Origin of the sequence: Sphingomonas parapaucimobilis NBRC 15100, assembly GCF_000787715.1 — a bacterium.
GTDB classification, from domain to species: Bacteria; Pseudomonadota; Alphaproteobacteria; order Sphingomonadales; family Sphingomonadaceae; genus Sphingomonas; species Sphingomonas parapaucimobilis.
Map to the genome: position 1 here is coordinate 1 of NZ_BBPI01000066.1, position 23,700 is coordinate 23,700.

Here is a 23,700-nt window from a genome sequence, read left to right on the forward strand (position 1 = left end):
AGGATTTCATGTCATCCCGCGCCAGGTGCGCTCCTCGGTCCAGACCTGCGCGAAGAAGGGATTGCGATCGGCCTCTGCGGCATAGTTGCCCTGGTCGATCATGCAGGTCGGGCACCAATGGCCGCCGCGCAGATACAGGTTCGGGGTCATCGTGAAGCGATGCCCGGCCGCGCAGTCCCATTCGACCGCGTGGTCCGGCTCGATCTCGCTCGCCGCATGACAATGGCCGCCGCGAAACTCCGCAGCCTGACGCAGGTCGTCGGCGCGCCACTGGTCGGCGGATTTGCCCTCGTCATAACCATGGTCGAGCAGGACCGGCTCGCGCGAGGGTTGGGCCAAGGGCATCGCGTCCCAGTCGCGCGGCAGCGCTTCCCAGGCGGCACGCGATCCGAAATAGGCATTGATCTTCGCTGTGTTGTTGTCGGCGATCCAGCGCAGCGACCCGCCGCTGCCCTTGGCCAGCCCCTTGATCCGCCGCCGCACCAGCGACGGAGCGAGGCGTGGGACCAGCCGGACCAGCGCGGGCATATGACGGCGGGATTCGGCCTGGAACGCGGCGAGCGACTGCTCGCGGAACGGCACCAGCGCCTCCAGCCGGTCGGAATCGGCATACCATTGCCCGTGGAAATTGCGCGTTGCGAACCAGTGCGGGCGCAGCACCCGACGATATTGCGGCATGCTCACCGCCATGAACTCATGGTTCACGACCCGCGAAGCGGCGCCGCCGCCGATATTGTAGAAACCGCGCCAGAAATGGTCGGGCACCGCATCGTCGCACACCGCCGCCATCAACCGGCCGCTGTCGTTCGCGGTCGACCATTCGAACACGCCGTTGATCGGATTGTGGAACATGATCGGATCGAACATCCGCCAGATGTCGTAATGCGCCATTCCGCTCTGGCGCAGCGAGACCCAGTGGCGGATGCCGCTTTGCGCGACGATCGCCTCGGCCTGGGTCTTGGTGACGGCATAATGATCATAGGTGCTGATCTTGATCGGATCGCCGGTGCGACCCCAATGGATCGGGGCGTTGCGGCTGCCGGTCTGGGCGACGGTGCCGATATATACCAGGCGTACACGCTCAGCCCCGCCGGTGGCGATGATCGCGTCGACGATGTTGCGCGCCCCGCCGACATTGACCCTCGTCACCACATCGCGGGGCAGATTGTCGGCAAGGGGGGACACGAGTCCACCGACATGGAGGACGACGTCGGCGCCGCGCACGCCCTCCTCGATCGACGTGTAATCGGTAAGGTCCCCCCAGACGATCGTCGCCAGGTCTTGCGCGATGATTTTCCGAACGACCGGATGATCCTTCTCCTCGGGTCGGACCAGCGCACGAACCCTCACGTCACCCCGGGCATGGAGTCGCTTGATCGCTTCCCGCCCCATATTGCCGGTCGCCCCCGTCAGAAAGACGATCTTGCCATCAGAAGCCATCACACCACCTCATCCCGATATAATAGAACGACAGCGTACGAATATACCGAGGTGTTTGCAATCTGGCCGTGTCGGCGCTGCGCTTCATCGTCGTTCAGATGCTCGACCGTTCGGACCTGGCGCGCAAAGCGGCTTCCCGACCGGCATGATCGCCAGCCCCTCGACCCCGCCGTCCGCGCGGGGAGGTCGGCGACTGGCAACTGCTCTCCCCCGAGGCCTGCAAAGGCCGGGGCCAGCCGGTCAACGATGACGGCCGGTCGAACCGGGACGTCGACTGCGGCCGGGATTCGATGCTCCGCAACCGTTGTGCCGGGTTGCTGGGACGTGGAAGGGTTCATGAGGCACCGCTCCGGCCGTCAGGCCGGAACCTACGCTTTCGAGAAGGGAGGGGGCAGCGACGGTTACAAAATAGCAAAAGGGCATGAGATAATATTGACTCGCATTATCTAAAAGGAATAGGGGCCGCCCGAACCTTTCGAGGAAGCGCCGCCGGGGGGCGGCGACCAAGGGGCGGGAGACCTATGAAGATTTGTTGGGGTATGGGCCTGCTGCTGTCGTCGGCGGCGTGGCCGGTGGCGGCGCAGGAGACTAACGGCGACGCGCTGCGTGATACCGAGATTGTCGTGACGGCGACGGGACAGACACAAGCGACGTCGGGTACGAAGACCGCGACCCGCCTGATCGAAGTACCCCAATCCATTTCCGTCATCACGCGCGAGGAACTCGACGTCCGCGCTGTACACAGCGTGACCGAGGCGCTCGCCTATACCGCCGGGGTCCAGGCCGAACAGGACGGGATCGACAGCCGCGCCGACAGCTTTTCGGTGCGGGGCTTTTCGGCGGGCAGCTTCAGCGACAACCTGTTCCTCGACGGCATCCGCCTGCCCGCTGGCGGGCAATGGACACGCACCGCCTTCGATCCCTTCGCGCTTCAGCAGATCGAGGTGCTGAAGGGGCCTTCCGCAGTGCTGTTCGGGCAAGTGGCACCGGGCGGGATCGTCAATCTGGTGACAAAGCGCCCGACCGCGCACCCGCGGGGCGAGATCATGTTGCAGGGGGCCGGGTTCACCGACCTCGGCAAATGGCAGTATCAGGGCGCTGCGGACGTGTCCGGTCCGCTTGCCACCGACGGCACGGTTCGCGCACGGCTTGTCGGGCTGGCGCGCTATGGCGATGCGCAGATCGATGCGATCAAGACCGGCCGCTATTATATCGCGCCCAGCCTGACCTGGGCGCCCGACGCGGCGACCAGCATTACATTGATGGCGCAGTATCAGCGGGACGAGGGAGGATCGACCTTCCAGTTCCTTCCCTATGTCGGATCACAGCAACCGGGAGCCGGTGGTCGACACATCCGCCTCGACGCCTTTCTGGGTGAGCCGCAGTTCAACACCTATGACCGCAACCAGTATCTGGTCGGCTACGAACTGCGCCACGCCTTGTCCGATCGGTTCGAGCTTCGGCAGAATGGCCGCTACACTCGCGTCGAGACGCTGTTCCAGGGGACCGTGCTGCGTGGCGGCACGCTGGCCAACGGACAGACGATCAATCGTCGCGCGGTGCAGGGCGTCGGCCATTCGGACGGCTATGGCCTCGATACCAAGGTCGAAGGGCGCATCGATAGCGGTCCGCTGGAGCACCGTGTCCTGATCGGCGTCGACATGCTCGACACCGAATGGCGTCACCTGCGCGACCTGTCGACGAACGTGCCGCCGATGCCCGACATCTTCCATCCCGTGTCGCAGGGTATCGGCCGGGTGCTCCAGACGCTGAGCCCGCAAGTCCATCTGAACGCGCGGCTGGAGCAGGTCGGCGTCTATGGCCAGGATCAGGTCACGGTCGGACAGCTTCATGTCACCATGGGCGCGCGCTATGACTGGGCGAAGAACCACCAGGTGAACGAACTGGCGACCGGCGCGACCAATCCGGTGACGTTGACCAAGGCGGACAAGGTGACGTGGCGAGCGGGCGCGACCTGGGTTTCGCCGAGCGGCGTGGCACCCTATGCCAGCTACTCCACCTCGTTCCAGCCGACGACCGGCCAATATTTCGACGGCACGCCCTTCAAGCCGACGACCGGCGAGCAATATGAAGCGGGCGTGAAATATCAGCCCCGCGGCAGCAACGCGCTGCTCACCGCGGGGGTATACCAGCTGACCCAGAACAATCTCGCCAGCCCCGACCCGGACGAGAGCCATGTCTGCGGCGGCACGACCTGCCAGGTCCAGACCGGGCAGGGGCGGATCCGCGGCGTCGAACTGGAAGGCAAGGCGACGCTGGTCGGCGGGCTGAGCCTGATCGCGACCGGCACCTATATGGACAGCGAGATCACCCGTGGCGAGCCGAAGCAGCAGGGCAAACGGCTGGCGCAGGTGCCCGAGTGGATGGGGTCGCTGTTCGCCGACTATCGCTTTGCCGAGGGCGGGCCGCTGGGCGGCGTCGGGCTGGGTGGTGGCGCGCGCTATGTCGGCGTGTCCTATGGCGACACCGCCAATGCCTATCGCGTGTCCGGCTACACGCTGTACGACCTGTTCCTGCGAAAGGCCTTTGCCAGCGGCATCATCCTGTCGGTCAATGCGCGCAACCTGACCAACCGACGCTATGTCGCGTTGTGCTCGTCGGCCTCGTCCTGCTTCTACGGATCGGGCCGCACCCTGAACCTGCGGCTGCAATATCGGTGGTGAGCATGGTCGTGGCCTTCATGCTCGCGCTGGCGATACCCGGCCCGTCCGTGGCTGCGGAAACGCCCTATACGCTGCCGCACAGCGTCGAGCAGGTCGTCCACGCCGATGGCGGGGAGGTATATCGCATCCTGATCGCCTGGCCGGACGCGCCGCCGCCGCCCGCCGGTTATCCGGTGCTCTATGTGCTGGACGGCGAGGACAATTTCGCGATCGCGGCGCTCACCGCGCGTCGATTGGCGCGGGCGGGGGCACGAAGCGGGGTCGCGGACGGCATCGTGGTCGGGATCGCGGCCGGGCCGCTGGAACGGCGTGTCCGCGACTATACGCCCGCCACGCCCGGCTGGACGATCCCCGCGACCATGCCTGCCAGCGGATCGAAGACCGGCGGGGCCGAGGCGTTTCTCGACCTTGTCGAGCGGCAGGTGCAGCCGCTTGTCCGCCAGCACTGGCGGGTCGATCGGTCGCGGGAGACGTTGCTCGGCCATAGTTTCGGCGGCCTGCTCGCGCTCCATGCCGCGCTGACCCGTCCGGCGATGTTCGACGGTGTCGTCGCGGTCAGTCCGTCGCTGTGGTTCGGCGACGGCCTGGTCACGCGCGAGGCCGCCGCTGCGAAGGACGCGCCTCCCATCCTGATCGCCGAAGGGGATGGCGCGGCGGCCGCTCCGGCCGCACTGGGCGGTTCGCTCGGTCGCGGTGCGAAGCCTGGCCGGGCGCGCTTCCTGCCGCTGCCGGGGCAGTCGCACGGAACGACGATGCTGGCGGCGATGGCGCCGGCGATCCGCTTCGCCTTTGCGGCACCAGGCCGATGATCGCGGCGTGGTGTGCGGCGGCGGCCATCATCGGCGGGGCGATGGGCCTCTATGCCGGTACGCGGCATCAGGCGCTGATCCGTCCGGGCGTGGCGGCGCGTCCCTGCCGGATCGTCGGGACGCTGCTGCTGCTGATCGCTCTGGCGTTGCTGCTGACGGTGCAGGGACCGGCGACGGCCGTCTTCACCTGGGCCACGGCCGCGATGCTGGTGTGGAGCATCGTGCCGGTCGCGATCGGCTGGTGGCGGTTCCGGCAGGGAGCGGCGCGATGAGCCGCCCGCTTCTCACCAGTCGCGACTGGTTCGGGAAGGTGTCGGCCGCGGCCGTCCTGGGCTTCACCCTCGTGCTGGCACTGACCTGCACTTTCGCGACCCTCTTCTCGACCGACGCGGACGTGTTCAGCGCGCAGCGGCAGCTCGCCATGTGGCTGGCGTCGCCGATCTGGTGCGCAATCCTCGGCCTCTGCTTCCTGTTCCGCAGCGGCGCGCGGGCATGGGCTTGCCTCGCGCTCGCCAATCTGGGCGCCTGGGCGTTCTACATCGCCGCGCGTCTTCTTCTCGGGTGATCGTCGATGCGCACCGATATCGTGAAGACCTATAAGGACGTGCATAGCTGGGTCGGCATCATCGCCGGGCTGGCGCTGTTCGTCGCCTTCTATGCCGGGGCGATCACGATGTTCGCCGAGCCGTTGAACCGCTGGGCCTCCGCGCCGACCCGTATCGCCGCGCCGCCGTCGCTGGATCACACGCCTGAACTGATCGACAAGGTGCTGCGCGCCCGGCCCGATGCGCGCGCCGCGTATACCGTGCATTTCGACACCGGACCCGATCGGCCCGCGCGGCTGAGCTGGACCACCGGCACGCGCGGGGCGCCCGGCCCGACCTTTCTCGCCGCACTGGCGCCTGACGGTGTGTTGCAGGTGGTGCGGCAGGACGCGTCGCCGGTGTCGGAGCTGGTCGACGTGCTTCACCAGCAGGTCGGTCTGCCGTTCAGCCGCAAGGTGGCGATGCCGATCATGGGCGTGATCTCGCTGCTCTATGCCGTCGCCATCATCTCCGGCATCATCCGCCTGCTGCCAAGCCTGACGAAGGACCTGTTCGCGCTGCGTTTCGGCAGGAATGTGAAGCGGATGTGGCCCGACCTGCACAATCTGCTGGGGCTGTTCAGCCTGCCGTTCCACATCGTCATGGCGATCACCGCCGTCATCTTCGCCTTCCATGACCAGATCTACGATGTTCAAGGCGCGGTGAACCAGGTCGGCGCTGCGACGGTCCAGCGGCGTCCCTCACCGCCATCCGGTCCGCCACGCCCGCCCGCCTATGACGCGGTGCGCGACACGCTGTCGCCCGCCGAGTTGCAACGGCGCATCGCGGCCCAGGCACCCGGCTTCGCCTTGCGCTCGATCACCTACCGCTATGATGCGAAGCAGGGCGCGCATGGCGACATCACCGGCGTCGACCCGCGCTATGGGATGCGCGCGCCGACCTATGGCCGCGCGGAGATCGATACCCGCACCGGCGCGATGACCGACGCGGCCTATATGCCGGGGCGGCAGGGTCCATGGTTCGCGGCCGTCACGTCCTTCTTCACGCTGCATTTCGGCAGCTTCGGCGGCGCGCCCGTGCGCTGGTCCTATTTCCTGCTGGGGTTGGCCGGGGCGTTCCTCTTCTACTCGGGCAATCTGATCTGGATCGAGAGCCGCCGTCGCAAGGAGCGAAAGGCGGGCGCGGTGACGCAGACCCGTGCCACCCATATCCTGGGTAGCCTGACGGTGGGGGTGCCGCTGGGATGCGTCGCCGGTATCTCGCTGACGATCGCCGCCGCGAAGTGGCTGCCGGCCGACCGGGGCGACCTCGCCGCATGGCATAGCGGCATCTACTATTTCGCGTTCGTCGCGGCCGTTGGCTGGGCACTGCTGCGCGGTGCGGGGCGCAGCGGATCGGAACTGCTTTGGGCCGCGGGCGGCGCGACCGCCGCCATTCCGCTCACCACGATCCTGTCCCCTGCGCTGGCGCATGGCTGGAGCCATCCCGGCGCAAGCCGACTGGTCGATCTGGTCGCGATCCTCGGAGCGGCCGGTTTCGCCACGATGGCCAAGGCGGCGCGGCGGCGGGCCGTGGCCGGGCCGCGTGACAGCGTCTGGGCCGACCCGACCCTCGCCACCACATAGGAGAAGGGCAGCCGCCGGTAGCCGCGAGGATTTTGTCGGTGCGGCGGTGCCATTTGCGCCTGCCATAAGTTATCGGTGGCATGTCTCCTCCTGTTTCCGCCGCCACTTCGACTTGTCCATTGGCTCGCTTCGTTGACGATGGAGCCGTGGCGTAATGCGGGGATGGCAATGGGCCGTTCGTCTCCTCACGCGTCAGATGTGGTTTCGCGCCGGGCTGTTCTGCGTTTTTGCGGTGCTGCTCGCGCTGGCCAGCGCGTTCCTCGGCCATACCATTTCGTACGACTTCGCCGCCAAGGTGGGGTCGAAGTCGGTCGACGGCATTCTCAACCTGCTGGCATCCTCCATGCTCGCGGTCACCACCTTCTCACTGACCGCGATGGTTCAGGCCTATGCTGGAGCAACCAGCAACATCACACCGCGCGCCGTGCAATTGTTGATCGACGACAGCACGTCGCAGAACGCGCTGGCGACCTTCCTCGGCAGTTTCCTGTTTGCGATCGTCGGCATCATCGCGCTGTCGACCGGCATCTACGGGAATACCGGGCGCGTCATTCTCTACGCCGGCACCATTCTGGTCATCCTGTTCATCGTCGTGACGTTCCTGCGCTGGATCCAGCACATCGCCCGCTTCGGCCGTGTGTCCGACACGATCGACCGGGTCGAGCGGGCGGCGACCGATGCCGTACGACGGATGATGCAGGCACCCCGTTTCGGCGCAACGGACAGCGTATCGGTCCCGAACGACGCCAGTGTCATACACCATGAAAGGATCGGCCGTATCACCCATGTCGACCTTGCCCAGATCGGTGAGGTCGCCGACGCGATCGGCGCAAACATCCACCTTGTCAGCATTCCCGGCCATCTGGTGGACCCGGCCAAACCGCTTGCCTGGGTCAGGGCGACGATCGACGACGATCAGGCCTGCCTGATCCGGGATGCGTTCACGATCGAACATCATCGTACGTTCGATCACGACCCGCGCTTCGGTCTGGTCGTGCTGGGGGAGATCGCGGCGCGCGCCTTGTCGCCCGCCGTCAACGATCCCGGAACCGCCATTGCGGTGATCGAGGCGGGAACGCGCGTCCTGGCAGCGGCCCTGCGCCATCGCCCAGGTGAGGAGCGGTCGCCGCCCGCGCGCGTGACGGTGCCGCCCTTTGCCTTTTCCGATATAATCGAGGACGTGTTTCGCCCCATTGCCCGGGATGGGGCGGGTACGATCGAAGTCGGGCTGCGCCTTCAGAAAGCGCTGGCCGCCCTGGTCGCGGTCGACGAACGGGCGTCGGCCGATTGCCGGAACGAAGCGCAGGATGCCCTCGATCGCGGACGGACCGGCCTGTCCAGCGAGCGCGACATAGCCGACCTTTCGCGGCTGCATCACACCTTGTGGAGCAAAGGCGTCGCGGAGGCGTCATAGCTTGGGGACGGGGGCCAGTTGCCCCGATCGCCCATTTTTGCCTGACCGATTGTTCGCCAACCCCCTAACCGATGCTGACCGTTTTTATGATCAAGAGTGAAATCAATCCCCGGGTTTTCTGGGGGGCATCGGCGATCATCGCCCTGCTGCTGGTGACGACGCTCGCCATGCCGGGGACGGCCGATACCGCGTTCAAGGCGGCGCAGGCCTGGGCGATCGACACGTTCGGCTGGTTCTATATCTCGGCGGTCGCGGTATTTCTGGTGGTGGTGCTGGCACTGGGTTTCGGCCCCGCAGGCAAGCTGAAGCTGGGGCCGGACGATGCCGAGCCGGACTTTCCCTATCTGTCGTGGCTGGCGATGCTGTTCGCGGCCGGGATGGGCATCGGGCTGATGTATTTCGCCGTCGCCGAACCGATCCAGCACTACATCTCACCGCCCGAAGCGCCGAGCGGCACGATCCTCGCCGCGCGCGAGGCTATGGCGATCACCTTCCACCATTATGGCGTCCATGCGTGGGCGATCTATGCGCTGGTCGGCCTGAGCCTGGCCTATTTCACCTATCGCAAGGACATGCCGCTGACTTTGCGATCCGGCCTGTCGCCGATCCTTGGCAAGCGGATCGACGGGCCGCTGGGCGACGCGATCGACATCTTCGCCGTGTGCGGCACGGTGTTCGGCGTGTCGACGTCGCTGGGCTTCGGCGTGTCGCAGATGACGGCGGGGCTGAATTACGAATATGGCATACCCGACACGCTGATGGTCAAGATCGTCGTCATCGTCGTGGTCATGGGCGCGGCCACCCTGTCGGTGCTGAGCGGCGCCGACCGGGGCGTGCGTCGCCTGTCGGAGTTGAACCTGACCGTCGCCGTGCTGCTGATGCTGTTCGTGCTGGCGGTCGGCCCGACCCTGTTCCTGCTGCGCGCACTGGTGCAGAATTTCGGCCTGTATCTCGACCATTTCGTGAAGCGGACCTTTACCCTCTATGCCTATGAACCGCGCGCCTGGATGGCGGACTGGACGCTGTTCTACTGGGCATGGTGGATCGCCTGGTCGCCGTTCGTCGGCATGTTCATCGCGCGCATCTCGCGCGGGCGGACGATCCGCGAATTCGTCATCGGCGTGCTGTTCGTGCCGACCGCCTTCACCTTCCTGTGGATGACGGTGTTCGGCAATACCGCCATATCCTTCGATCTCGGCCCGGCTGCCGGTGGGATCGCCGATGCGGTGCAGGCGAACCTGTCCACGGCGCTGTTCAAGTTCCTGGAATATCTGCCCGCCGCCAGCGTCACCTCGACCCTGGCCATCGCGCTGGTCGCCATCTTCTTCGTCACATCCGCCGACTCGGGTGCGCTGGTGATCGATACGCTGGCGTCGGGTGGTGCGGAGGAAACGCCCCGCTGGCAGCGCATGTACTGGTGTGTGTTGCTGGGGGTGACCGCGACCCTGCTGCTGGTGGCCGGAGGGCTTGGCGCATTGCAATCGGCAACCCTGCTCGCCGCCTTGCCGTTTTGCTTCATCATGCTGCTGCTGGCGGTCGGCCTGATCCGTCAGACCAGCGCCGATCTGGCAGGGGTGACGCTGTCGGGCGATACGGCATCGGTCGGCGAACGGATCAAGCGGCTGCTGGTCCCGGCACGCCGTACCGACATCCTGCGACAGATGGCGGACAATGGCGAACCCGCGCTCCGGTCGGTGCAAGAGGCGATGGAGAAGGAAGGCTGGGAGGCGAGCGAACTGGAACATCGCGAGGACCTGGTCGAACTCACCATCACCGCAGCGGATGGTCGACCGTTCGTTTATCGTTTGACTCCACGATCGCGTCCGCTTGCCGCCTATACCGCGCTGGACGCATCGGAGGGGCGTCGCAGCCTGGCATGGATGCTCGCCGCGCAGACCAATGGTGAAGCGGGTTTTCGGGATATGACCGGCCGCACCGTCGGGCAGATCGCCCATGACGTGCTGACGCAGCTGGAGCGTTGGCGGCTTGCCGAGCCCAAAGTCGATCGGAAGGGAACCGTCCCCGATGGTCGAGCAGGGTTGTGAACCCTTCGCCCGTCATGCAATATCGCCTTCGGGTGTTCGCAGATCGCTGGTGCGGGCAGGTTCTAACGTTGGTCGGGCCGCCAACGCGGAATCCTCGCGCCCGGAGTATCGGCTTGCCCAAACGAACTTTCCTGCCTGAACCATGCTCATCTCCTGTAAGCCGGGACGGCTTGGGACGTATCGACAGGTGCCATGCGCGGCGTCCGCACGATATGATTCCACGGGTCGCATGAGGGGGAAATGCGCTTGGCGTTGCTGACCCTCATCTCCATGCCGTTCATTGCGGTCATCCTGTTGATGGCGACCCGGCAATCGTCGCGGCAGGTCCATATGCTGATCGCTGGGACCGCCAGTGCGGGCGGGTTGGCCGTTCTGCTGTCGCAAGCGAATGCGGTGCTGTCCGGCCAGACGCCCACGATAAGCATGGCATGGCTGCCGACACTCGGTCTCGATTTCAGCCTATGGCTCGACCCGCTGGCGTTGCTGTTCGCAGGGTTGATCCTCGGCATCGGACTGCTCGTGATCGTGTATGCGCAAGGCTATCTGGCGAAGAACGAGCCGACGGCGCGGTTCCTGTCGTTCCTGATGCTGTTCCAGGGCGCGATGGTCGGGATCGCCGTGTCGAGCAACGTGCTGCTGATGCTGGTGTTCTGGGAGCTGACCAGCCTGGCGTCCTTCCTGTTGATCGGTTTCTGGCGCGACCGTGCCGACGCACGGCAGGGCGCGCGGATGGCGCTGACCATCACCGGCGGGGGCGGTCTGGCCTTGATCGCGGGCATGATGCTGCTGGGCAAGGCGGCGGGCAGCTATGATCTGGCGACGATCCTGGTACGCGCCGATCTGGTGCAGGCCTCGCCGCTCTATCCCGCGATCCTGATCCTGATCCTGGCGGGGGCCTTCACCAAGTCGGCGCAGTTCCCGTTCCACTTCTGGCTGCCGCACGCGATGGCCGCGCCGACCCCGGTCAGCGCCTATCTTCATTCCGCGACGATGGTGAAGGCGGGTGTGTTCCTGCTCGCGCGGCTGTGGCCGGTGCTGGCGGGAACCGATCTGTGGTTCGGCATCGTCGCGTCGATCGGGTTGGTGACCATGGTGTTCGGCGCGGGCGTCGCGCTGTTTCGCCACGATCTGAAGGCGATCCTCGCCTATTCGACGATCAGCCAATTGGGGCTGATGGTGATGTTGCTGGGCTTTGGGACCGGCGCGGCGGTGACGGCGGCGATCTTTCACATCCTCAACCACGCAGCCTTCAAGGCGACGCTGTTCATGCACGCGGGCATCGTCGACCATGAGACGGGCACGCGCGACATGCGGCGGCTGGGCGGTCTGGCGGCGATCATGCCGCTGACCGCGACGCTCGGCGTGCTGGCCGCCGCCGCGATGGCAGGGTTGCCGCCGCTCGGCGGGTTCATTTCCAAGGAGATGATGCTGGAGCAGAGCGCACACACCGTATGGGCGGGACAGGCCCTGCTGGTGCCGGTGCTCGCGACCATCGCGGCGATGCTGTCGGCGGCCTATTCGCTGCGCTATGCGGTGGCGCTGCATTTCGGCGCGCGGCGGACCGGCGATGTCGCGGCCCCCCACGATCCGGGGGCCATGCTGCTCGGGCCACCCGCGATATTGGGGGCCGTCGCGCTGGCGCTCGGACTGTTGCCGATGAAGCTGGCGGGGCCGCTGGTGGCCGCTGCCAGCGCTGCGGTGACGGGCGGCGCAGCGCCCGAACTGCATCTGGCACTGTGGCATGGCGTCAATCCGGCGTTGCTGATGAGCGTGGGCGCGGTCGCGGTCGCAATCCTGGTCCTGTGGGGGTATCCGGCGGTGGCCAAAACCGTTGCCCGTATCCCGACGCCCGACGCCAAGCATCTGTTCGACCGAAGCCTGACGGCGATCGTCGAGGGGCTGCGGCGCGTGTCCGGGGTGATCCATGTCGCGTCGCTGCAACGCTATCTGATGGTGTTGTTCGTCGTCGCGCTGGCGCTTGGCAGCGACGCCGCCTTCCGGTCCGGCATCGCCGCCGGGGAGCGGCCGACCACGCCTGCGTCGCTGCTGGCCATCGTCGCCTGGGCCGCGCTGGTCGTCGCGACGCTGGCGGTGGTGGCGGTCGACCGGCGGCGGTATCTGGCGCTGATCTTCATCAGCGTCATCGGCCTCGTCATGGCGCTGGCGTTCATTCACCTCTCCGCCCCCGATCTCGCGCTCACCCAGATTTCGGTCGAGGTGGTGACGATCCTGCTGATGCTGCTGGCGTTGCACCTGTTGCCGGGCAAACCGCCTCGCCTGTCGAAGATACCCCGACGGCTGCGCGACGGCGTGATCGCGGCGGCGGGCGGGCTGGGCACCGGCTGGCTTGCCTGGGCCATCATGACGCGGCCGGTGCGTGAGGGGATTTCGCGCTTCCACTGGGACAACAGCTATTCGGGCGGGGGCGGCACCAATGTCGTCAACGTCACGCTGGTCGACTTTCGCGCGTTCGACACCCTGGGGGAGATCACGGTCCTGGGCATTGCGGGCCTTGCCATCTTCGCCCTGCTCGAACCCGCGGCGCACGGCGTTGCGGGGCGACGACTGCGCGAATGGCGGTCGGGGGATCGTTTCTCGCCCGAGCGTCACCCGATGATGTTCGTCATGGCAACCCGGCTGCTCCTGCCGCTGGCATTGCTGGTCGGCATCTACATCCTCCTGCGCGGGCATAATCAGCCGGGCGGCGGCTTCATCGCGGCGCTGATCTTCTCCATTGCGATCCTGCTGCAATATCTGGCGTCCGGCTTCGACTGGACCGATGTCCGGCGGCGGATCGGCGAGCATCAGCTGATCGGGTTCGGCGTGCTGATCGCCGTGGCGACGGGGCTCGGCTCGCTGGTGTTCGGCGCGCCGTTCCTGACGAGCAGCTTCGGCTATGTCCATCTGCCGTTGATCGGCGAGTTCGAACTGGCGACGGCGATGCTGTTCGATCTGGGCGTCGCCTGCGTCGTCGTGGGGGCGGTGATGATGGCGCTGGAACAGCTCGCCCATGTCGCGCAGCGGGCGGCCAAGCATGATGGCGAGGACGCGGCATGAGCCTGGAGTTTCTGGTCGCGTCCGCCATAGGCGTACTGGTCGCCGGTGGCATCTACCTTTCCTTACGCGGGCGGACGTTTCAGGTCGTGCTGGGGCTGACCTTGCTGTCCTATGCGGTCAACCTGTTCCTGTTCGCGATCGGGCGGCTGATCGTCGATCGCCCGCCGCTCTATGCCAAGGGGGTGGCCGACCATGCCGATCCCCTGCCACAGGCGCTGGTCCTGACCGCGATCGTCATCACCTTCGGCATGACCGCGCTGACGGTCATCCTGTCGCTGCGCAGCTTCCTGGAAAGCGGATCGGATCAGGTCGACGGGCTGGCCGAACCGGAAACGGAGTGTGAGGCATGACGCTTGCCGACCATCTGCTCGTTGCCCCGGTTGTCCTGCCAGCCGTGACCGCGCCGCTCGCCATGATGCTGATGCGACGTCATCGCCCCCTCGCGCTGGCCGTGTCGCTGGGCGGGGGGATCGCGATGCTGGTCGCGAGCATCGCGCTGTTCGTGATGGCGCAGGACGATGCGATCCGCAGCTATGCGCTGGGTGCATGGCCTGCGCCGTTCGGCATCGTCCTGATGCTCGACCGGCTGGCCGCGACGATGCTGGTGCTGGCCGCCGTGCTAGGGATCGTCGTGCTGGCCCATGCCGTCGTCACCGGCGCGGACCAGCGGGGCTGGCATTTCCATCCGCTGTTCCATTTCCAGCTGATGGGACTGAACGGCGCGTTCCTGACCGGCGACCTGTTCAACCTGTTCGTCTTCTTCGAAGTGCTGCTGATCGCGTCCTATGGCTTGATGCTGCACGGGCAGGGCGCGTTGCGGCTGAAGGCGGGCGTGGCCTATGTCGTGGTCAATATCGTCGGGTCGGCGCTGTTCCTGATCGCGCTCGGGCTGCTCTACGGCCTGACGGGCACGCTCAACATGGCGGACCTGGCGGTGAAGGTCGCGGCACTGGGTGCGGGGGATCAGGGGCTGCTGCGCGTTGCCGGGCTGTTGTTGTTGACGGTGTTCGCGCTGAAGGCGGCGGTGGTGCCCATCCATCTGTGGCTGCCACGCACCTATGCCGCGACGATGCCGGTGGTCGCGGCGCTGTTCGCGATCATGACCAAGGTCGGCGTCTATGCGATGATCCGTACCGTGCCGCTGATCTTCGGGGCAAAGGCTGGCGCGGCGGCGTGGGTGCCCGCGCCCTATCTGCTCCCGGCGGCGCTGCTCGGGGCGATCCTTGGCTTCGTCGGGGTGTTGGTGGCGCGCGGGATGCGCGAACAGGCGGCGTTCGCGGTGCTGGGGTCGACCGGTACGCTGCTGATGGCGGTATCGTTCTGGCGGGAGGCGACATTGGCCGCCGCGCTCTATTATCTGATACAGGCGACGCTCGCCGGGGCGGCGCTGTTTCTCGTGGCCGATGTGACGATGCGGCGGCGGGGCCAATATGCCGATGCGATCGTCCCCAGCCCGCGCTTCGCCGGTCAGGATGGTGCGGGGCTGCTATACCTGATCGCGGCGATCGCAGCGGTCGGGCTGCCGCCACTGGCGGGTTTCGTCGGCAAGCTGCTGATCCTCGATGCCAGCTTTGCCCTGCCGGGCTGGCAAGCGGTCTGGACGACGATCCTCGTGACGACCCTGGTTGGCGTCATCGGCTTTTCGCGCGGCGGCTCGACCCTGTTCTGGAAGGAGGCCCCGCCAGCCACTGCTGCCATTGCAGGCGCCAGCCGGTCCCGCGCCGAGTTCGTGGCCCCGGTTGTTCTTCTCGCCCTGCTGGCGGGGCTGACCGTCACGGCCGGTTGGGTGACGGCGCAGACGCGTGCGACGGCGGCGCAGATCATGGCGCCCGAACGCTATGTCGCAGCGATATTGGGGGCGACACGATGAAGCGGCTGCTGCCCCATCCCGCGCTGTCGGCGATGCTGCTGATCGTCTGGCTGCTGATGGCGAACACCATTACCGTGGGCGGCATCGTGCTGGGCGGTATCTTCGCGCTGATCCTGCCGAAATTCACCCAGCCGTTCTGGCCCGACCGCCCCCGGATGCGCTTTGGTCGTGCCTTCCTGGCCTATCTGGCAATCGTGGTCTTCGACATCGTCGTCGCCAATTTCCAGGTCGCGCGGCTGATCCTGTTCCGGCGCAATCGCGATCTGCGCGCCCGCTGGTTGATCGTGCCCATTGAGCTGACCACGCCGGAGGCGATCACGATGCTGGCCGGCACGATCAGCCTGACGCCGGGCACCGTGTCATCCGATGTGTCGGCGGACGGCCGTTACCTGCTGGTCCACGCCCTCGATGTCGCCGATGACGCCGCGGAGGTGGCCCGGATCAAGACGCGCTATCAGGCGCGCCTGCAACGGATCTTCGTATGATCGCCCTTGCGCTCCATATCGCCGCGGGCTGCATCGCGCTCGCCCTGCTGCTGAACCTCTGGCGGCTGCTGCGCGGACCGGCGCTCGGCGACCGGATCGTCGCGCTCGACACGATGGTCATCAACGCCATCGCCCTGATCGTGCTGATCGGCATGATCGGCGGCAACGACACCTATTTCGAGGCTGCGCTGCTGCTGGCCATGGTCGGGTTCGTCAGCACCATCGCCTATTGCAAGTTCATCCTGCGCGGGGACATCGTGGAATGAGCGTCATCGCCGATATCGTCATTGTCGCCCTGCTGCTGCTGGGGGCGGGGTTCGCGCTGATCGGCAGCTGGGGGCTGGTCCGCCTGCCCACGACAATGGAGCGGCTGCACGGCCCGACCAAGGCGACCACGCTGGGGCTCGGCGCGCTGCTGATCGCTTCCGTGGTCTATTTCCAGGCACGGCTCGGCATCTGGACCGCGCACGAATTGCTGATCTCGCTGTTCCTGTTCATCACCGCGCCGATCTCGGCCAACATGATCGCCAAGGTCCATCTGCATCGGGCGCGAACGGGCGCCGCCAACGAACCTGTCGGCATCGCCGGTCCGCCACCGCGGCCGGGCGAGAAGGGCGATTGGGCGACCTTCGAAGCGCCGAAGCGGGAAACCCCCGCCTCGACCGCGAACAGCTGACGCTCGCCCCGTGGACATCGGCCATCGGACACCGGACTACCACCTGTACCGCCGCAGCCGTACGCCGGTCTGGTTGGCGCTGTCGTGGCGGGCGCTGCTGGCACTGGCGCTGATCGGGGTCGCACTGGCCGTCCACTGGTTCGATCGTGAAGGGCTGCGCCAATCGTCGGGTGAGCCGGTCACCTTTGCGGATATTCTCTACTTCACCATGATCACGGTCACGACCGTCGGCTATGGCGATATCGTGCCGGTCACCCAGCAGTCGCGGATGTTCGACACCTTTGTCGTCACGCCGATCCGGTTGTTCGTGTGGCTCATCTTCCTGGGGACCGCCTATGACTTTCTGCTCAAGCGCGTGTGGGGACGGTGGCGCATGTCGGTGATCCAGCGCCAGTTGCGCGACCATGTCGTGATCGCGGGCTTCGGCAACAGCGGATCGGAAGCGGCCAGCGAACTGATCCGCCGGGGCGCGCACCCGGACACGATCGTCGTTATCGACGAAAGCCCCGCCGCCCTGCGCAACGCCGAAGCGCTCGACGTCGCCGTCATGGAAGGCAATGCCACGCGCGACGCGGCGTTACAGGCGGTTCGGGTCGGTACGGCCCGCGCGCTGATCGTGGCGGCGGGGCGCGACGACACGTCGATCCTGATCGTCCTGACGGCGCGCCGCATCGCACCGGCATTGCCGATCAGCGTGGTGATCCGGTCGCTCGACAACGAAGCCATCGCCCGGCAGGCTGGCGCCGATACCGTCATCAACCCGGCGAGCTTTGCCGGACTGCTGCTTGCCGGATCGACGCACGGCGTTCACCTGGCGGATTACATGGCCGATCTGGCGGCGACCGATGGCCGCGTCGCGCTGCGTGAGCGGTGCGTCACGGCGGAGGAGATCGGCATCCCGTTGCGCGCGATCACGACAGGGCTTGGCCATCGCATCTATCGTGGCGGCACCATGATCGGCTTCTGGGAACCGGGGGCGAACCGCCTTGAAGCTGGCGACGTGATCCTCGAGGTCGTGCCCGCACCGGGGCAGGACACGGATGGCCCGGCATGATCGAGTGGATGGCGGCCATCGACGCGCATCGTGCGGTGCTGGGGCTGGTATTCGTGATCGCCCTGTTCGTCGCCTTCGCGCTCGAACGCTTTCCGCCTGTCACGATTGCGGTGGCGGGGGCCGCGCTGATGATCGCGCTGGGTTGGCTGACGCCGCCCCTCGTCACCGCCGCCTTCGCCAATTCGGCACCGATCACCATCGCGACGTTCTTCATCCTGTCGGGCGCGTTGGTGCGGACCGGCACGATCGAAGCTCTCGCCAGCGTCATCGTTCGGCGAGCGGGCCACGCGCCCCGGCGAACCGTGGCCGAAATGCTGACCGGTGCGGCCATCGCGCCAGCCTTTATCAACAATACGCCGGTCGTCATGGTGCTGATCCCGCTGGTCCGGCGGCTGGCCCGGACCGTTGGCATTCCGGCGACCCGGCTGCTGATCCCGCTTTCGTACCTCTCGATCCTGGGGGGCACGCTGACCCTGGTCGGTACCTCGACCAACCTGCTGGTCGACGGCGTGGCGCGCGCGAACGGGCAGCCGGGGTTCGGCATTTTCGAGATTACCGCCGTTGGACTGGTGACCATGGCGGCGGGGGTGGCGACGATGCTGATCCTCGGTCCCCGGTTGCTGCCCGCCCGACCCGACAATGCCATCGCCGACCGGCACCAGCTCCCCTATCTCACCGAGATCGCGCTGCTGCCGGACGCACCATCCCAAAGTCTGCGCATGGCCGACCTGTCGTTCCTGCGGCGTGACGCGGTACGCCTGATCGCCGTCCGGCGCGGATCGCGGGTCGATCGCAACCCCGACCCGGACATGGTGCTGCTGCCCAGCGACCGGTTGATCGTCAGCGCGACGGCCGACGAACTCGACGATCTGGCGCGAAGCGAAACCTTTATGGTCGGTCTTCAGAATGTGGGGCGTCCCATCCGCCTGTCCGACGGAGCGCGTTCCGAGGATGTGCAACTCATCGGCCTGACGATCGGCCCGACGCATCCGGCGCTGGGCCGCGAGTTGCGCGATATTCCCTTTCTGTCCAACCTGCCGGCACGCGTTCTGGGGATCGGTCGGGCGCGGCATCTGCCAGGCCCCGACCTTGCCAGCGTCAGGCTGCGGGCGGCCGACAGCCTGCTGGTCGCGGCCGATGCTACCGCCATGGCCGAATTGCGCGCCAACACCAATCTGATCGCGGAGGATACCAGCCATATCCGCCGCTTCCGTCGGCAGCGCGCACCCATCGCGATCGGCGTGCTGGTCGGCGTGATCGCGCTGGCGGCGCTGGGCATCCTGCCTACCGCGCTGCTGGGCATGATCGGCGTCGGTATCGTCCTCGTGACCCGGTGCGTCGATGCCGAAGAGGCATGGCGATCGATCGACGGCAGTGTTTTGGTCCTCATCTTCGCGATGCTCGGCATCGGCAGCGCGCTGGAGGCGATCGGGACCGTCGATCTGATCGCCGGTGCCACCTCTCCATGGCTGGCAACCCTGTCGCCACTCGGGGTGATCCTCGTCCTGTATTTCCTGACCTCCGCCTTGACCGAAACCGTCACGAACAACGCGGTTGCCGTCATCATGACGCCGGTCGCGATCGGGCTGGCGCAGGCGACCGGGCAAGATCCCCGCGCGCTCATCATCGCCGTGATGTTTGCGGCCTCAGCCAGTTTCGCGACGCCCGTCGGGTATCAGACGAATACGATGGTCTATGCAGCAGCCGATTATCGCTTTTCCGATTTTGTCAGGATCGGATTGCCGATGAATGTCTTTGTTGGCCTGTCCACCTGTTTGGCTATCAATTGTCTTATATAACTTCGGTGCGTTCGAGCTGGCTTTGCAAGATGCTTGATTGATAAGGATAGGCAGTCTGTTGCACCATCATGGTTTATAAGAGCCAATTGCCGTCGCTGAGCCGCGTAAGGGGCGTGTGGTAACAGCTTGAGTAAAAGGAAAAATGATAGTGCGTCCGGGAATGTATTTTATCAATAAATTATAAAATTCTTTCTTATTCGATAGCGAAACGGTGCTCAGGGATAACGTGGGGTAAATATAAGGATCGACCAAGTGCAGCGGCGCCGCCATGATGATCATTCAATTCGCGACTTTTTCGTTCGCCAAGTTCGGCAAGCTGATCATCGAACAGCTAAGGGGCGGAGACCCGGTGCTGCAAAAAGCCTATGTCCGGTTGGTGATCGACACCGTCCGCGTGGATAACCATGCTATCGGCATCCAATGCAGCAAAGCGGCGCTAGAAAGCGCCGTCGTGTGGGACAGCGATGCCGCCATATCCATGGTGCCCGGTTTTGACCGGAAGTGGTGCCCCACAGGAGACAAAACTGGGCACTCAGATCATTGGAAAATTTCGATCAGTCGCCGGTGATAGAGATGGACGAGGCCATGATCACGCTGTTTTAAAACTCCAGCCGGCGCTTAGTCCCTCGCGTCGCGCAACGCTTCCAACTCGGCCAGTTTGACGGGATCGTCAACTGCCAGTGCCTCTTCAAGATACAAGCTGTGGGCGATGTTGCGCACCACCTCCTGCGCTTCGCCACTGTATCCCTCCGCTATAATCGGAAACGCATCCACCAGCTCGCGAAGAAATCCTTTGTCCATCTCCTCGAGATGATCGGCGAGAGATTCAGTCATCTTCACGGCAGTGCCCAGATTGAGTTCCTCCTCGTCAGTCAACGTCAGGAACACGTAATACTCCGCGATCAAGCTCGCAACCTGCATAGCAATCATGGTTTGACTACCTTCACGCGGATATTGGTGACTTTCATCTTCTTGAACAGCTTCAGTGCCTTGGATTTTTGAGTAGGAGTAGGGACCTCCCATGTACCGATCAGGCGATGTTCTGCCAGCACCTCCGATTGTCGCAAGAGCTGGGCTCGGGCGTGGGGAGCATCGACCACCTTCCATTTCCGGTCGATCACGTAATCGCCCTGAATGCCGTCGAACTTGACTGGCCGCTTCGAACCGTCCGCCATAGTTCGCATCAACGTCGGCGCCCGACCGGGCTGGGCACCCGTCGCAGCGTCGTTGTAAGCCTTCCAGGGCTTTTGCGACTTGGTCGTCTCCGTTACCCAACCGATCTGAGGCGGATCATAGGTCGTGCGCGGCCTCGCCATGCGAAGTCGGCGCAATGCGGCCGCCTTCGAGAGTGCCGCCCCCGGCGCCGCTGCCAGTGCAACGTTCCCGGCAACTGTCCCCGTGACACGACCGATATCCCGCGCCGACGCGTTGGCGACGGCGCTTGCCGCACGCGAAGCCTGGATACGGGCGGGCGTATCCTCGGCAGCGATCGCAGCATCGATCATACCCGCGATACCGCGACCGGCGTTGAGAACGGTGGTCACCGGATTCGTCGTCAGCGCAGCGCGGACTCCTGCCACCGTTTCTGTCGCAACGTCGTAAAGTCCTTCGCCTATGCCACCGACGAATTCGGTGACAGGGTTCGGCTGGTTGCCGGGCCGCGATTCCTCAACGGGCTTGGGTTTTACTTTGGGCGACGCACGCCTCACCGGCCGCTGGCCATCCCCCGCCGCCGTTTCAGCACGTGACGTTCCCGCCTTTGGCAATGTCGAAGTCCTCGACTTGCTACGATCCCATAAAACAGGGGCGCCATCGGAACTGGTCGGAGCCCGGCGTTTCTCACTGCTAACCGCGTCGGTCCCGCTCGCACCATAATGGCGTCCCGCGCCAGCAAAGGTGAACCGGCCGTCCTCTGGATCGTGCCACGGATTGAATTTGAGTTCGAGACCGTCAGGACTGAGCGCGGGCGGCAGCTTGCCGGTTCGCAGCCACCATGAAAAAGCGCTCGACCGCTTACCGTTGGAGGTTTCGATCATACTGCCCCCTTGCCATTGCAGGAAGAACATATAAGGAACATCTTGCAAAAAGTCAAGCCTGGGACGCGACAGCCCCGCGCGCTGGTGCCGGCCTTTGTCTTCTATGAGGTAGGATGTCACGAGGATGGTGCCCCACAGAGCTCGAAGGAGAGCACTCAGATCGTTGGGAAATTTCCCTGCCACGGCTTTAGAGGGTGGCAGCCTAACTCACAACCCAACGCCTCCGGCAGACCCGGCCCGGTTCATCGCCGTCCATCGCCTTATCAAAGGCAATCAGGCACGCTGGTATGAGCCTCTTGGCTTCTTTCCGATCTTTCGTGCCCAGCGACCGGACCCACTCGCGTTTCCCGCCAAACCGCTGCCTTTGGGCCAGCGGTATCGAACGCCGGAAATAGTAGGTGTGACGTGACCCCAGTCTTTCAACCAGCGGCAACCAGAGACCGACCGGTGTTGTCGCGCATGAGCGCAGGTGAAGCAACGGGCGGGGTTAACCCCGCCCGTTGCTGTTCGAGCCCGGCAGCGAATGCGGCCGGGGTAGCGTAGCCGAGCGACGAGTGCGGCCGCTCGGTGTTGTAGTCGTCGACCCAGCGGGCCAGGATCGAGCGGGCTTGGCCAATGGTGAAGAACAGCGTCTCGTTGAGCAGCTCGTCGCGCATGCGACCGTTGAAGCTCTCTACGAACCCGTTCTGCGTCGGTTTGCCTGGCGCGATGTAATGCCACTCGATGCTGGCATCGGCGGACCAGGCGAGCACCGCATTGGAGGTCAGTTCAGTCCCGTTGTCGCTGACGATCATCTTCGGCCTGCCACGCTCGGCGATCAGATCGGCCAGTTCGCGCACGACCCGCCGGCCCGAAATTGACGTGTCGACTACCGCCCGGAGGCATTCGCGCGTCACGTCGTCAACGATGTTGAGCACACGGAACCGCCGCCCGGTGACAAGCTGGTCGTGGACGAAGTCGAGGCTCCAGCGCTGGTTGGGGAGCGCCAGCACCGGTGAAGGTGCCCGCGCGCCCACGGCGCGCCTTCGTCCTTTCCGGCGCCTGACCGTCAGACCTTCCTCCCGGTAGAGCCGCTGGATCTTCTTGCGGTTGATCGTGATGCCGTCCCGGCGCAGCAGGATGTGCAACCGTCGATAGCCGAACCGCCGACGCTGCTGTGCCAACTCGCACAGCCGCGACCGCAGGTCGCCATCATCTGCCCGGCACGAGCGATACCGCATGCTCGTGCGATCCGCTCCGACAACCGCGCATGCCCGCCGCTCACTCATCCCCAAGGTCGCCTGGAGATGCGCGACCGCTTGCCGCTTCGCGGCGGGCGTCACCACTTCTTTGACAGCAGGTCTTTCAACCCTGCGTTGTCGAGCATCGTATCCGCGAGCAGCCGCTTGAGCCGGGCGTTCTCCTCCTCGAGCGACCGCAGGCGCTTCGCGTCGGACACCTCCAGGCCGCCGAACTTCGCCTTCCACGCGTAATAGGTCGCGCTCGATATCCCGTGCTTGCGGCACAACTCCGTCACCACTGCGCCCGCCTCGGCCTCCTTCAGGATGCCGATGATCTGCTCTTCCGAGAATTGCTTCCGCTTCATTCCGTCCGTCCCTTTGAGGGGCCGGTCTCTAGTTCCACCTGGATGAAGAAACGGGGGGCACGTCAGCTGGAATGTAGCGGACAAGATTTTCATTGCTTCGTATTGTGTAAAATCCCGTTCGCGCAGCTGTACCTTTTTAGGAACGCGAACTTTGACGAGTGATGCTACATTGTCCGGCAGCAACCGCTTTTCGACAGCCCATGCTAATGTAGCCCTGACCGCGCAAAGATATTTGTCTTTCACTGTACCGGGCGACCGAAGCCTTCCGCCTCTACCGGGTTTTGAAAGCAAGGCGTCGCGCCATTCATCAATGTCTGACACGGTAAGGGCATTGGCGTCATCATGACCCACGAACGCAACGAGCGCTTTCAGCATAGAGCGCCATTCGGCAGCGGTGCCCGGTTTAATGCGTTGCTCCGCCGCATATGCCTCAAAGGTGGCTAGGAGAGGCACCGTAGGGCGTTTGGGCGTGTTGTGGGGTTCCGTTGCCTCCGCAAACGCTACCGGAGGCTTGAAGGGTTTTGCTCGGCGTTCCTCCGATGCGTTCGAGGCATCGCCGTCCATCGCCTTATCAAA

The 23,700-nt window shown here is 65.3% G+C and carries 22 protein-coding genes; 16 read left to right on the plus strand and 6 right to left on the minus strand.

What is annotated here, in order from left to right; all coding sequences use genetic code 11:
• Positions 1 to 6 precede the first annotated feature (6 nt).
• Positions 7 to 1,440, minus strand: a complete 1,434-nt coding sequence (locus SP5_RS11240) for an NAD-dependent epimerase/dehydratase family protein (RefSeq protein ID WP_042488523.1) — start codon at positions 1,438 to 1,440, stop codon at positions 7 to 9.
• A 521-nt stretch (positions 1,441 to 1,961) separates the two neighbouring features.
• Between SP5_RS11240 and SP5_RS11245 the strand changes: the two genes are divergently transcribed.
• The 15 genes from SP5_RS11245 (at position 1,962) to SP5_RS11315 (ending at position 19,503) form a co-directional block, all read left to right on the plus strand.
• Complete coding sequence (locus SP5_RS11245; RefSeq protein ID WP_042488525.1) at positions 1,962 to 4,124, plus strand: TonB-dependent siderophore receptor; 2,163 nt, start codon at positions 1,962 to 1,964, stop codon at positions 4,122 to 4,124.
• A 17-nt stretch (positions 4,125 to 4,141) separates the two neighbouring features.
• The gene (locus SP5_RS11250) at positions 4,142 to 4,933 is read left to right on the plus strand and encodes an alpha/beta hydrolase (protein WP_245613471.1); all 792 of its coding nucleotides are present in this window, start codon (positions 4,142 to 4,144) and stop codon (positions 4,931 to 4,933) included.
• Entirely contained in the window at positions 4,930 to 5,205 is a 276-nt protein-coding gene (locus SP5_RS11255) for a hypothetical protein (protein WP_042488527.1), read from the plus strand. The genes SP5_RS11250 and SP5_RS11255 overlap by 4 nt, the downstream gene beginning before the upstream one ends.
• Positions 5,202 to 5,498, plus strand: a complete 297-nt coding sequence (locus tag SP5_RS11260; RefSeq protein WP_042488530.1) for a hypothetical protein — start codon at positions 5,202 to 5,204, stop codon at positions 5,496 to 5,498. Before SP5_RS11255 ends, SP5_RS11260 begins: the two co-directional genes overlap by 4 nt.
• A gap of 6 nt (positions 5,499 to 5,504) precedes the next feature.
• Complete coding sequence (locus SP5_RS11265; protein WP_042488531.1) at positions 5,505 to 7,103, plus strand: PepSY-associated TM helix domain-containing protein; 1,599 nt, start codon at positions 5,505 to 5,507, stop codon at positions 7,101 to 7,103.
• A 196-nt stretch (positions 7,104 to 7,299) separates the two neighbouring features.
• Entirely contained in the window at positions 7,300 to 8,517 is a 1,218-nt protein-coding gene (locus SP5_RS11270) for a DUF2254 domain-containing protein (RefSeq protein WP_042488535.1), read from the plus strand.
• Between the two features lie 86 nt (positions 8,518 to 8,603).
• On the plus strand, positions 8,604 to 10,562 hold the full coding sequence (locus SP5_RS11275; protein ID WP_042488568.1) for a BCCT family transporter: 1,959 nt from the start codon (positions 8,604 to 8,606) through the stop codon (positions 10,560 to 10,562).
• A 240-nt stretch (positions 10,563 to 10,802) separates the two neighbouring features.
• Positions 10,803 to 13,619, plus strand: a complete 2,817-nt coding sequence (locus SP5_RS11280) for a monovalent cation/H+ antiporter subunit A (protein ID WP_042488538.1) — start codon at positions 10,803 to 10,805, stop codon at positions 13,617 to 13,619.
• Entirely contained in the window at positions 13,616 to 13,969 is a 354-nt protein-coding gene (locus tag SP5_RS11285) for a Na+/H+ antiporter subunit C (RefSeq protein ID WP_174435534.1), read from the plus strand. The genes SP5_RS11280 and SP5_RS11285 overlap by 4 nt, the downstream gene beginning before the upstream one ends.
• Positions 13,966 to 15,489: a monovalent cation/H+ antiporter subunit D gene (locus tag SP5_RS11290; protein WP_042488541.1), complete on the plus strand. Its 1,524-nt coding sequence runs from the start codon at positions 13,966 to 13,968 to the stop codon at positions 15,487 to 15,489. The genes SP5_RS11285 and SP5_RS11290 overlap by 4 nt, the downstream gene beginning before the upstream one ends.
• Positions 15,486 to 15,974, plus strand: a complete 489-nt coding sequence (locus SP5_RS11295; protein ID WP_042488543.1) for a Na+/H+ antiporter subunit E — start codon at positions 15,486 to 15,488, stop codon at positions 15,972 to 15,974. The genes SP5_RS11290 and SP5_RS11295 overlap by 4 nt, the downstream gene beginning before the upstream one ends.
• Positions 15,971 to 16,240 carry a K+/H+ antiporter subunit F gene (locus tag SP5_RS11300; RefSeq protein WP_042488545.1) on the plus strand — a complete coding sequence of 90 codons (270 nt, stop codon included), beginning with the start codon at positions 15,971 to 15,973 and terminating at the stop codon, positions 16,238 to 16,240. Before SP5_RS11295 ends, SP5_RS11300 begins: the two co-directional genes overlap by 4 nt.
• Positions 16,237 to 16,650 carry a Na+/H+ antiporter subunit G gene (locus SP5_RS11305; RefSeq protein WP_042488547.1) on the plus strand — a complete coding sequence of 138 codons (414 nt, stop codon included), beginning with the start codon at positions 16,237 to 16,239 and terminating at the stop codon, positions 16,648 to 16,650. The genes SP5_RS11300 and SP5_RS11305 overlap by 4 nt, the downstream gene beginning before the upstream one ends.
• Before the next feature lie 10 nt (positions 16,651 to 16,660).
• Complete coding sequence (locus SP5_RS11310) at positions 16,661 to 17,704, plus strand: potassium channel family protein (RefSeq protein WP_042488552.1); 1,044 nt, start codon at positions 16,661 to 16,663, stop codon at positions 17,702 to 17,704.
• Positions 17,701 to 19,503, plus strand: coding sequence for an SLC13 family permease (locus SP5_RS11315; protein WP_042488554.1), 1,803 nt, complete (start codon positions 17,701 to 17,703; stop codon positions 19,501 to 19,503). Before SP5_RS11310 ends, SP5_RS11315 begins: the two co-directional genes overlap by 4 nt.
• 66 nt (positions 19,504 to 19,569) lie before the next feature.
• Here the strand turns inward: SP5_RS11315 and SP5_RS19135 are convergent, their stop codons facing one another.
• Positions 19,570 to 19,782, minus strand: coding sequence for a hypothetical protein (locus SP5_RS19135; protein ID WP_167334703.1), 213 nt, complete (start codon positions 19,780 to 19,782; stop codon positions 19,570 to 19,572).
• Between SP5_RS19135 and SP5_RS11320 the strand changes: the two genes are divergently transcribed.
• Positions 19,772 to 20,071, plus strand: a complete 300-nt coding sequence (locus SP5_RS11320; protein WP_042488557.1) for a hypothetical protein — start codon at positions 19,772 to 19,774, stop codon at positions 20,069 to 20,071. The two genes, SP5_RS19135 and SP5_RS11320, sit on opposite strands and share 11 nt — an antisense overlap.
• 50 nt (positions 20,072 to 20,121) lie before the next feature.
• Here the strand turns inward: SP5_RS11320 and SP5_RS11325 are convergent, their stop codons facing one another.
• The 4 genes from SP5_RS11325 to SP5_RS11335 all read right to left on the minus strand — a co-directional run bounded on the left by SP5_RS11325 (position 20,122) and on the right by SP5_RS11335 (position 23,124).
• The gene (locus SP5_RS11325; RefSeq protein ID WP_042488558.1) at positions 20,122 to 20,433 is read right to left on the minus strand and encodes a hypothetical protein; all 312 of its coding nucleotides are present in this window, start codon (positions 20,431 to 20,433) and stop codon (positions 20,122 to 20,124) included.
• Positions 20,430 to 21,722: a hypothetical protein gene (locus tag SP5_RS19140; protein ID WP_167334704.1), complete on the minus strand. Its 1,293-nt coding sequence runs from the start codon at positions 21,720 to 21,722 to the stop codon at positions 20,430 to 20,432. Before SP5_RS19140 ends, SP5_RS11325 begins: the two co-directional genes overlap by 4 nt.
• 19 nt (positions 21,723 to 21,741) lie before the next feature.
• Entirely contained in the window at positions 21,742 to 22,017 is a 276-nt protein-coding gene (locus SP5_RS19975) for a DUF6538 domain-containing protein (RefSeq protein WP_369386085.1), read from the minus strand.
• A protein-coding gene (locus tag SP5_RS11335) for an IS3 family transposase (RefSeq protein WP_157013686.1) occupies positions 21,959 to 23,124 on the minus strand; the annotation gives its coding sequence in 2 pieces (ribosomal slippage) (positions 21,959 to 22,863 and positions 22,863 to 23,124; 1,167 coding nt in all). The genes SP5_RS19975 and SP5_RS11335 overlap by 59 nt, the downstream gene beginning before the upstream one ends.
• Between the last annotated feature and the right edge of the window lie 576 nt (positions 23,125 to 23,700).